The organism is Proteus vulgaris (assembly GCF_016239305.1).
GTDB lineage: Bacteria > Pseudomonadota > Gammaproteobacteria > Enterobacterales > Enterobacteriaceae > Proteus > Proteus vulgaris_C.
Map to the genome: position 1 here is coordinate 1 of NZ_JAEHOQ010000012.1, position 11,992 is coordinate 11,992.

8 protein-coding genes and 1 tRNA gene are annotated in these 11,992 nt (G+C 35.4%); 3 read left to right on the forward strand and 6 right to left on the reverse strand.

The annotated features are described in order from the left end of the window. Positions 1-711 precede the first annotated feature (711 nt). On the forward strand, positions 712-1,014 hold the full coding sequence (locus tag JEP40_RS10180; RefSeq protein WP_072068753.1) for a helix-turn-helix domain-containing protein: 303 nt from the start codon (positions 712-714) through the stop codon (positions 1,012-1,014). Positions 1,015-1,605: 591 nt separating this feature from the next. Here JEP40_RS10180 and JEP40_RS10185 read toward each other — a convergent pair. The 6 genes from JEP40_RS10185 to JEP40_RS10210 form a co-directional block, all read right to left on the reverse strand. Further along, entirely contained in the window at positions 1,606-2,655 is a 1,050-nt protein-coding gene (locus tag JEP40_RS10185; RefSeq protein WP_198623472.1) for an ABC transporter substrate-binding protein, read from the reverse strand. 12 nt (positions 2,656-2,667) lie between these two features. After that, on the reverse strand, positions 2,668-4,809 hold the full coding sequence (locus JEP40_RS10190) for a TonB-dependent siderophore receptor (protein WP_332873082.1): 2,142 nt from the start codon (positions 4,807-4,809) through the stop codon (positions 2,668-2,670). 277 nt (positions 4,810-5,086) lie between these two features. Then, on the reverse strand, positions 5,087-5,866 hold the full coding sequence (phsC, locus tag JEP40_RS10195; protein WP_198623473.1) for a thiosulfate reductase cytochrome B subunit: 780 nt from the start codon (positions 5,864-5,866) through the stop codon (positions 5,087-5,089). Next, entirely contained in the window at positions 5,863-6,441 is a 579-nt protein-coding gene (locus JEP40_RS10200; protein WP_198623474.1) for a 4Fe-4S dicluster domain-containing protein, read from the reverse strand. Before JEP40_RS10200 ends, phsC begins: the two co-directional genes overlap by 4 nt. 14 nt (positions 6,442-6,455) lie before the next feature. Next, a complete protein-coding gene (gene phsA / locus JEP40_RS10205; RefSeq protein ID WP_198623475.1) occupies positions 6,456-8,735 on the reverse strand; it encodes a thiosulfate reductase PhsA in 2,280 nt (759 codons plus the stop codon). An 859-nt stretch (positions 8,736-9,594) separates the two neighbouring features. After that, positions 9,595-10,398: a sulfite exporter TauE/SafE family protein gene (locus JEP40_RS10210; RefSeq protein WP_198623476.1), complete on the reverse strand. Its 804-nt coding sequence runs from the start codon at positions 10,396-10,398 to the stop codon at positions 9,595-9,597. Between the two features lie 104 nt (positions 10,399-10,502). Here JEP40_RS10210 and JEP40_RS10215 point away from each other — a divergent pair, with 104 nt between their 5' ends. Then, complete coding sequence (locus JEP40_RS10215) at positions 10,503-11,279, forward strand: AraC family transcriptional regulator (protein WP_198623477.1); 777 nt, start codon at positions 10,503-10,505, stop codon at positions 11,277-11,279. Between the two features lie 194 nt (positions 11,280-11,473). After that, a tRNA-Arg gene (locus JEP40_RS10220) sits at positions 11,474-11,545 on the forward strand. Positions 11,546-11,992: the final 447 nt, after the last annotated feature.

The window sequence follows — 11,992 nt, forward strand, 5'->3', positions numbered from 1 at the left end:
AATTAAATGTATTGCCTATTCATTCCAGCACAATAAAGATTTATTACATCTTAAATATATTTAGCTGAATCACTAAGGGTTTATGCTTATATAAATTAATTAACAAATGTTTAAAAGGTGATCTATATCCTAATTCTTGTGAAATTATTGTAATTAATTGATTTTAAATCAAAATTTATATGTAATTGTAAATCTATCAGATTTCATTGATATTGCTTAAGCTATTTCAGAAAAATAAGAAAATCATCTTCTTTATGAGGTTAATTTATTATTTTAAATAAATTAGACTAATACAAATTGATTTATTTTTGCACAATTTGGTTTATCACACTTTAAATTAACAAGATAATAGGTAATTATTCCAACTAATGAGTAAAGTTTAAGAAAAAAAAAGCGCTATTTTATAAATAAAATATTTTAACTATATGAAAATAAAGAATATATAGCATCATCCTAGGTATTATTAACTAGTATGAGTAAAGTACCAAGTCTTCATTGTCTTTTTTCGACTAGTTGAAAGTGTTTAAATGCGTAGTATATTATTTACATATGATAAGTCATGTTATGAATTGTAATATTTCTTATCTACTAAAAATAATATTTTATTAAAACAAAAAGGTGTCCTTAATAATATATAATTTTATATATTATTGTGGGATAACACACCATTATAAATTAGATATCAATCAAAGTGAAAAGCGAGAACATATTATGAGTAGCAAGTATCCAGTCGCTTATGCTGTTGGACAAAAAATTAAGTCATTAAGAAAATCTCAAGGTTATACTGTATTTCAGTTAGCAAAAGAGATTGATATTAGTGAACAACAATTATTCCGTTATGAGCGTGGTGTAAACCGTATTGATATTGATTGCTTAGTCAGAGTGCTTGAAGTATTAGGTGTTAATATTGGTAGCTTCTTTGAAGAAGTGACAGGCGGAATGACTCAAGAAATTGAGCATAATGAACAACATATTCCAGCTCATTTCGATAGTAAGGCTCTTTCTATTTTCTAAAAATATCTTTAAATTTGAAGATAATTCATTTTAGAATAACTAAATTGAGTAGGATAATTCTTATATATGTATATCTTTAAGATTAGTAAATAATAAGAATTTTCTTAATTAGAAAAATAAAGCCTCTATATAATATCAATGCCCTTATTAGGGCATTTTACGTTTTTGGAGGAATTAAAACTTTTAATTTTCTTCTAAAAAAAGAAAAATGTTATTGCAGAATAGCTGAGTTTTACATACCCGTAGAAATATATTCTCCTACCTATTGTTATGTGTAAATTAACAGGGGATAGATACCTATAAATATAAATCTCTTACTAATCAGCTCTTATATTACCTGCTATGATTTTACTCATTGATAACATTTTTAAAGCTATTAACGTATAACTTATGTGTTTTATATCAAGGAATTTAAAAATAATAAACGTTAACACGATAAAAATTGAAAAAGATAACTGTGTTAAAAATAGGGGTGAGATCAAATTCTCAAATTTAAGTATTTAATGGCAATGTAGGGTTGGTAACAGATAATCTTGATACAAGAAGGGGGCCTACAGCCTCTTCACCTTTATGATGAACAGGCTGCCAATTTTAGTCTTTGAATGGCGGAGTCAGAATATATTCGAGCTGTTGGTCGGTTAGGGAGATATTGAAAAATGTTTGGTAAAACTGTTTTGTCTCTTTAACGATATCAATGTGTGGCGTTTGCTCTGGATATAAAATTGTAGCAAGCCATAAAAATTGTAGAGCTTCTTCTGTCGTTTCTCTGCACCACCAAAATAGACCTTTGGGATTCGTGTAGACACGACCTTCGCGTACCGCAGTAATTGATTGCCATTCAGGTGAATTCTTGATGATTTCCGTATCTCGTGCATACATGGTGACAATAACATCAGGATTAGCATGAATAACTTGTTCTAAAGAAACTTCACCTGCCCGGCTAGGTACATTGTCAAACCAATGTTCTGCAACGTTGACTCCTCCAGCGAGTGTTATCCAATCATGATTAAGTGATGGGGCGCCAGATGTTCTTAATGGCGAACCAAATGCATGATAAACCTTTATTGGTTTCTTGATGCTTATCTCACTTATTGCACTCTGTACAAGCGTTGTATTACGCTGAAAGTAAGCTAAATAATCTTTTGCTAATTGGTGACCTCTTGAGCCTAAAATTTCACCCGTAATCAAGGTCCTTTCTAATAATGCATCTATTGAACCTGACTTTAATAATGCAATGCTGATCCCTGCATTTTTTAGTGCCGTCATTTGTGCATCAGACAGCTTTCCTGTTGCAAAAAAAATTTGAGGCTGACTAACGATTAATGTTTCGATATTCAGCGTGTCGTTATTACCTTTACTAGAAATAGAGGCCGTTTTTATTGCGGGAACAATTTCAGTAAAAAAGGGAATTGTTTTGACTAAATCGGTTGTTGACACAATTTTATCTCCAGCTCCAAGCATCGCAAGGATTACATTTTGTGCATTCCAACTGGTGGCGATTCGTTCTGGTGAATCTGAAACAGTAATCGATTGGTCTTGGTAATATTGAACAATTCTTTGAGCCCATACATTGGAAGAGGTACTGAGGGTTGAAACCCCCAGTAATGCAATGCACAGGGTTTTAAAAAAACCTTTATACATTTAGCTATCCTCTTAGAGTTCAATACTGACAGATGCAGAAATTTGACGAGGTGTACCTAGAAAAGCATTAGCACCACCAACTACACCATTTTGGTTACCAGAGAAGATAGATGCCCAATAATGCTCATTGGTAACATTATCCAAATTCACACGGAAAGTGGTTTTTTTATCCCAATACTGTGTTTGATAACGAGCACCTAAATCGAGAGTGGTATAGGCTTTTGCCCACATCGTATTGGTAGTGTTTGCCGCACGTTTTCCAGTGTAGTGAACATTAGCACTGTAGATAACATTTGGCACGGTAGGGTAATGGTATTCAGCTAACAGATTTGCTTGGTATTTTGGTACACCCACAACATCTTTATCTTGGGTTTTCGTATTACCGGTATTAGTTAATGTTGGATCTAACCATGTCATACTACTGAAAAAGAAAAGTTCATCAGTCACTTGTCCATTAGCAATCAGTTCTAATCCTCGGTTACGCTGTTTGCCTTGTTCTTTAAATATATTGTCATTTCCTACATAGGCAAAAGGGCGCTCTAATTGGAAAATAGCCGCATTTAAATTGAGATCGCCAATTTGTGATTTAACCCCCATTTCCCACTGTTCACTGTGATAGGGTTTTAGCACCTCACCTTTGTTATCTGCAGTATCGGGTGCTGAATCACCTTCTTCTAATGAATCTGCGTAAGAAACATAAGTCATTACTTCAGGGATCGGTTTAAATATTAATGCGACAGTAGGGCTTAAACCATTTTCAGTGTGATTTCCACCGCCAGCACGATAGGAAGTTTCTTTGATCCAATTTTGGCTTAATGATCCCATCACTGACCATTGAGGATTAAAGGTAACGGTATCACCTAAAGTGATGGATTGAACTTGTGAGCGACTATTTTTAGTGCGGGCGCTACCAGTATAGAAGCCTTCATTAGAAGGATCATCATAACGATGTGGATTATTAATATCTTGAGTTGGTAATGTAAATTTCAGATCGTTGCCATTTGCTCCGTAAATGTCCCAACGATAACCACTATTGGCGAGGACTAAATCATGAGAAAGTACGCCTATCATCACATGACCATTAACATTGATAGAATGGCTTAAAACAGTAAAACGACCATAAGTAGAAGGAACTGATAACGTTGGTGTAAATTGCTTACCATCATTACTTAGCTGGTTAGAAACAGAACGGAATCCGCGATCGGCAGTTTGATAACCGATTGAAGCATTTATTTGCCAATCTTCATTAAAATCATGTTTTAGTCTACTACTTACTGTTCTGGTATGAAGATCAACACCCGCAAAAGCTTGACCATAGCCTACTTTAGTTGGATCTGGCGCATCAGGTAACGCGGTGACTTTGGGTCCATAAGAAAATGCACCTGGATAACCCATTTTTTTAAACCAATAGTCACTAAAATTCACTTCTAACACAGTATCAGAAGAGATATTCCAATCAAAAGCAGTACTAATAAGCTGGCGACGTGTTTTACTACCCGCAACATAACCTTTACCTTCATCATGCATTAGATTAATTCGATAACCAAAAGTGTTGTTGTCATCAATAAAACCACCTAAATCAAGGTGACCTTTAAATTGGTTATCATTGACATAAGTTGCATTCAGTGAGGTTATGCGTTTTAAGGTTGGGCGTTTTTGTGTGAAATTAAATTGTCCACTTGGACTTGCCGGTCCATAAAGTGAGCCCGTTAGGCCGTTTATAATATCTACACGTCCAAGCATTTCGACAGGAAAAGCAGTGGTAGAAATAATATTCACACCATCTAAACGAGAATTGGCAACAACATTCCCCTGCATTCCACGGTTTTGAGGACGACCAACATCCATACCACCACGTGCTTGCATTTGGGAAGAGGCATTATATTTTAAGATATCTGCAACACTGGTAACTTGTTGATTTTCAATTATAGATTGGGTGAAGGTGTTTGTTGTGTAAGGTGTATCTAACCATTTTTTCTCACCTAATGGTCCCATATCTACTTCACGGGTTACAAACCCCGCACCGGCTTCACTATTATTCACTGGTTGTGCAGTAACGATAATTTTTTCAGCGCCGTCAGTAGCTATGCTTGTTGATACGGTTAATGTTTGCGCTATAGCACAAGCTATTGTCGAAATGATAAATTTCTTCACGATAGACTCCAAAAATGTATTTTTTAGTTATTTAAATTCATCGTTATTGAAAAAAATATATAGCGATATTTATCGCAAATAAAATGCAATGTGTTTCATTGTATAAATTTATATATAACGAAAGTGGGCGCCGACTATACACCGAATAACATGTAAATAAAATGATATATTTACTAATAATAAGATTATGAAATTGTTTCTGAATTAAGATCAAAAAAATGCCCGTGTAAACGGACATTTTAGGTAATGATTATTCTGTAAGGAGTAAGCAGAGGGGTTAATGCTCTGTTTTTTTAGTTACTGAGCCATGAGTATCATGTTTTTGGTGGCGATGATGACCATCAACCATACTGCGGAATGTCTGTGTAAAAGTGTCACCTAATGTACATAAATAGAAATGAGCACAAATAAACATTAATGCCACAATACCCAAAACTAAGTGTGCTTTTAACATCCAATAGCCATAGCCAAGCATTTCTGGATATAAACATAATAATCCAGTAACAAGTAACAGTGGCACTAAACCAAACATTACACCTAAGTAAGCGAGTTGTTGAAGAGGGTTAAACTTATCAGTTTCAGTTGCGGCAAAAGGATGAGGTTCGCCTTTCATTATGCCATAGAGGTAAAAGCGAGCTTGTTTGATACAACGCCCAATTAATCCACTAAATCTTACTTTGTAATGTACACCGTTACTAGTTGTTAGATTAATAAGAATAAAACCAATCCAGAACGCGATAAGTACGAAACCACAAATTTTATGTAATAGCACCATTGAAGTGACATTTCCGATAGAGAAATGCCCTAAAAAGCCACTTAGTAGTAATAGGATAAATAGCAAGGCATTACCCCAGTGCCAAAAACGGATCGCTTTAGAATATAAATAAACACGCTCTTCTTCATAATGGCCTGAGTGTTTTGGTGCAAGGGCATAGCGTAGCAAACCATGAATAACCAGGACTGCTATCATGGCAACGATTAATAAACCGGCAGCCATTAGCCATACAGGCCAATAATCTGGCGTATAATGGAGTTCTGCTCCCCAGATACTAGTCATGCTTTATCTCCCTGATGGATTTCTTTGCGACGGAATAAACTTGGTTTTCCGACATTATCTAATTGGTATTGATAAACGGATTTCTGTTTGATCCATGCCTGAATTTCAGGTGAGTCAATGCGACCAAAAGCAAGCGCATCCGTTGGGCATACCGATACACATGCAGGTAATTCACCTTCAGATAATCGAGTATCAGAGCAGAAGTTACATTTATCTGCGATATGTGTCATTGGGTTGATATAACGAACATGGTAAGGACAAGCACCAACACAATAATCACAACCAATACACAACTCTTTTTTCACCTGTACGATGCCATTTTCATCAATAAAAGAGGCTCCAGTTGGGCAAACAGAAACACAAGGTGCATCTTCACAGTGCTGACATGAAACACGGAAAAATTGATAATGAGGATCACCTGCTTCATCGTTGTGTGGGCCTTGAATTTGAACTTGAAGTCGGCTGAAACCTTCAGGAATGTCATTGATGACTTTACACGCAACAGTACAGGCCTGACACCCAATGCAACGTTTTTCATCATGTAGCATGACAAATTGTTTATCATTATTATTCATCGTTATTTTTTTCCTTAAGCCCGACTAATTCTGACACCTGATGTATGTACATCAGTACCCGATACAGGACTAATTTCATGAGGTAATAAGTTGCCACAGTGAACACCTGTAGTAGTCGCTGCTGTTTTTGCTCCTGCTTTTGCACCCGAACCCATATAAACAAATACGGTGTCAGGGCGAATACCTTCGGTGATTAAAGCATGTGCTTTTTCTTTACCGATACTATTTTCCAGAATGATTTCATCACCATGTTTAATACCATGGTTTTTTGCCGTTTCTGGATGAAGCCAAACAGGGTTTTCCCACATTAATTCAGCTAATAACGGCACATATTGTGTCGCCCCATTAGTATGAACGGCGACTTTACCTTGAATAAAATAAAGTTCGTCTTTTTCTTTTAATGGGAAGTTGTGGAAACGAGGAATACCGTAATTTTCTAAACGACTTTCTAATTCCTCAGAGTAGATTTCAATTAAACCACTTGGTGATTTAAAGGAGAGCGCTTTTTCCATTGTGTTATTACTATCAACATGTTTGATAGCATCTGGATACTGCTCAACAAAGGCTTCTACATAAGAAGGTTCGCGTAACAATAATGGAATACCATAAGATACATAGCCTTTTTTATGCATCTCTTTGTATAGTGCTTCGTTACCATTAACTTGATAAAGCTGTCTAACACCCATGTTTTCCCAAGGGAAATAGGTTTCTAATCCCAGCGCTTTACCTAATTCCATCCAAATTAACCAACTTGGTTTAGTATCACCAATAGGTTCAACTACTTGTTGTCTTAATGCATAAGCGGGATTTAAACCTGATACATCAGAAACTTCTTCATCACGTTCCAAGTAGGTACATTCAGGTAATAAATAATCGGCATAAGCGGCACTTTCGCTTAAATACACATCACAACTGACAATTAAGTCCAACTTCTGTGCTACTTTTTCTAGCTCAGGACGGCAACTGACTGTTTGGAATGGGTTATGACGAGACATAATCCATGCTTTTGTCTGATACGGCACACCTTCTAATGTTGAGTCGATGATCGATTGAACAATACCACCACCTTTATTGATGTATTTAAATTGAGGTGCTGTTGCATCAATACGTTTTGCGGTAATTTCGGGCATACCTTTAACACTTGGCTTTGCCAGTTCAGGTGCAACATTAACACCTGCTAATTTATTGTATTTTGCTGCTGCTTTTTTCTGATACATACCACCTTCACGTTCAATGTTGCCTAGTAAGGCATTGAAGGTGAAGATCATTCTGCGCATATTGATCTCTTCTTTATTAAAGGTCGCGCGGTGACCAGGCATAATCAGAGCATGAGGGGCTTTTGCTGCAATTTCTCTGGCGATACGAGCAATATCTTTAGCGGGAACATCTGAGTGTGCTTGAGCCCATTCAGGGGTAGTATCTTGTAGAACCTCTTTTAATTGTGGGAAACCTACCGTAAATTTCTCCACAAACTCTTTATCGTAGAGATCTTCTTTAATTAAGATATGGCACATTGCCATTAGAACAGGCAAATCGCCACCTGGGCGGATTGCGAACCACTCGTCTGCTTTACTTGAAACGACAGATAAACGAGGATCAAAACTGACTAATTTTGCACCACGTTCTTGTGCTGTCATCAATTCATGTGTTTCTGCAACTTCAATACCCTCATAAAGGTTATGTCCAAAAGAGAGGATATATTTAGAGTTCGCTAAATCCATTGCAAGATCACCCCCCATCATAACTGATGCGGCGATAGCTTTACCTGCAGGGCAAGTTGATGCATGTGTAAACGTGTTTGGAGAACCAAATGCCGCTGCTAAATGGAAAAGGTGAGAAGAAAGCGACCCTGATTTAGATGAAAAAGAGATGCTTTCAGCCCCGTAGCTTTGTTTTATTACATTCATCTTTTCAGCTATTTCTTTATAGGCTTGTTCCCAGCTTATGACTTCCCATTCGCCCGCACCTCTAGGGCCTTTGTGTTTCATGGGTTTGACAATACGGTTTGGATCGTTAACGAGGCTAACGCCACTTCCCCCTCTGGCGCAAACTCGGCTATTTTGATGCTCTGCGTTTCTGTTTCCTTGGATAAATACAGTTTTATTGTTAACAACTTGAGCTTCTATAGGGCAACGATAAGAACACATCTCACATAGACTAGGTGTTAATGTTGATTGACCCTTTAGAGAATCTACAGGATTAAATGCAAGTGCACCCGGTGGTAAACTACTTACGGTACAACCTACACATCCTATTCCCATCCCCTTAATGAAAGAACGACGACTAATACTCATATAACCTCCAGTTTCTTCTTATAGCTAAATATTATATACAGACGGTTAAATAAATATTTGAAGGCGTCTCCAGTTTATTAATCCATAAGTGATGAGTTAGTTGTAAATAATAAATAATAGAGAATAAGACGTTAATAAATGTCACAAAATAAATTAACTAAAATAGACAAAATCAAATGATAATTATTTTCTTTTATTAGCTCATATTATAAAGATTTCGAGGAGGAAGAGAGGTTTTTATAGGATATGGTAATAATGTTTACTTCTTTTAAATTCATTTAGTTATGGCATTAATCTATTTTATTAAAGTGTATTTTAAATATATGATTAATTATAATAAATAATTGACAGAAAAGTATATCGATATATAATTATTTATATATCGAATTTCGGTGTTATTGTAATTAATTTGTTATTTGAAAATTATATTAAATAATATTTTTTAGTGTTGGTTAAATCCGATTTTTTCTTAAAATATAATTTAAAAAAATAGCTAACTTATTATTTTGATGATAAATACAAATAAAAGAGAAAAATAGCTAGATGACATTTTGTGTAAAAAAAGCGCACTGAAACGTAATCAAACTGATACTAAAAATGAGACAATCTATAAAGTATTATTCACTATGTTTAAATATTAATTAATGAAGCTAATAGTTGTAGGGCTGTGTGTTGATTGTCAAAAAGAGCTGTTTTTTGTTTTATACATCTTAATAATATTAATGCCAAGTAAATATACGCAGGAAAAGTTTAAAGAAAATGTTAAAAACAAAGTAGCTCATTGAATATTAAGAGTCACTTTGTTTACATGTTGTCAAAATTATTTTTCTGTCTATCTTTCTTATATAAAAGAAAAGATTTAAAACAACATAACGATTAAGACAAGGCTCAATAATAGGGGGTAAACTCTCGCATGCCATTTATCGGGAATACGAGATAAAAATCGTTCTGAGATCTTTAAACCTATCCATGTGCTACAAATCAGAATAAAGGCTGCCTTTAGCCAAATATAACCAATAAAACCAGATTCACTACTTAAAGGTGACGTAAAGGAAAGTGCGACATAAGTGAATGTTGCAGTGAGTGCTAAAGGTAAGGTTAAGGCATTTGCCATCGCTGCAGATTGTGCCATTGGTGTACCTCTGCGGCGTAATAAAGGAACCGTCATTACACTTCCGCCAACCCCTAAGAAAGCGGCGATGATGCCAATGACCGTACCATTAATCATTTCTCTTGCTTTAGTTATCTTTTTTGTATGGTGAGTCGGAGCCATAAATCCAGGGCGAAAATAGCAATCTAAAATAGTGACAAAGAGATAACCAATAAAGATCCATTTGATCCAAGTACCTTCAGCCATTAATGTGAGAAGGGCACCTAAAATCCCCCCAAAAGCAATTCCAATAAAAAGAATGAACATGATATGCCAATCAAGCCTTTTGGCCTTATGGTGTTTAATTGTTGTTACTGTTGCAGAAAACAACATAATTAATGCAGAGGTTGCAACGGCTATTTGCATTGCATGCTCAGCAGGTAAGCTGTCTATCCCCCAGAGCGTCAGAATAAGTGTATAAAGTAAGGGAACCGTGACAAAACCACCGCCAAAGCCAAATAACCATGTTGTGATGCCTGAAATTAAACCAAAAGAAATCAGCCAGAGTGTCATTTTAAATCTCCTGTTGAGTCAGGAGATTAACAATATAGAATAAAATGATGGCTTACCCACGTGATAATGACAAGTTTGTATGAATTTAGGACAATTTTAATATTATGCGTAATATCGATATTAACAGTGTGGATCATCTTTCTCGTGATATTTTGGCATTAGGCTCTGATTATCCTTATGACACATTACTTGAAGCACATCATCATCGAAGAGCTCAATTTTTATATGCACCCAATGGCGTAATGAAAGTCAAAACAGAAGATGGCCAATGGATTGTATTACCTTACAGTGGTGTGTGGATCCCTGCTGAAAAAACACATCAAGTATTAATGTTGGGTAGTAGCACTTATAGCCTCTATATCGAGCCGAATAAAGTACCTCGTTATTCGGAATATTGTGAGGTTTTACATGTTTCGCCTTTGCTTCATCAGCTATTACTTTCAGCAAATAAACTGCCTTTGCTTTATGATTTAGGAGGGAGAGATAGTGCTTTATTAACGTTGCTTTGTCATGAATTAGCTCAGGCCAAACCATTACCTTATTTTACTCCTTTGCCTCAACATGCTTTATTAGATGCGTTATGTACTGAATTTATGACACAACCGAATATTCGAACTACGCCAGAAATGTGGGCTGAAAAATTAAATAAGAGTTTACGCACTTTTACCCGTTTATTTCATAAGGAAACAGGACTTTCTTTTCGAGAATGGCGTCAAAAAGTATGTTTAATGTACGCACTAACAGCGTTAAAGAAAGGCCATTCAGTCACCGAAATTGCTTTAGAATTAGGGTATGAGAATCCAAGTGCCTTTAGCGCAATGTTTAATAAAGAGATGGGATATTCACCGAAATTATTTTTAAAGCAATTGAAAGAATTTTAGTAAAACAGCTATATATAAGAATAAACACAATCATTGATGATAGTATTTATTATTCCTTTTTAAGGCGAATTTCACTGTTCAAAAAAGAAACAAAAAAATTCCTTCCAATATCAGTGCGTTAAAACTTGATTAATAGAGAGTGAGGGAGGTAAAATACAGCTCATCCATTAGTCATACATTACCTCATTACGTATGTTCCCTTAGTTAAATGGATATAACAAGCCCCTCCTAAGGGCTAGTTACAGGTTCGATTCCTGTAGGGAACGCTCTGAATCCATTCGCATTAGTTCGCCTTCGTTCGTAAAACCCCACAAAATTCAATACATACAGTAATTTCTTTTTCGTTACAGTTCTTATTAGTTCGTTGGAAAACCGCTATCTTTATTGGGTAAATTTTTTTCTCCAGCGAGATTTTACCCAAAATGTTAACTGTAAAGCGGATATCATCATTTAAAGCAAAAGATAAACCATATAGAGGCTCTGATGGTATCTATTTGTGTCGGTAACACATCAAACATTCAATTTCATGGACAATAAATAATTACTGCGATGGTAGAAAGTATTGCTTATGTAGCAATGAAGTCGATTGTAGAAAATCTTGGTATGAGTTGGTTAACTAAATAAAAAAATAAATAAAAACAATAATTAATACAACTATGTTCATATGGATATGGTCGCTATAGATAAAGAATTACGTAATATTTTATATATGG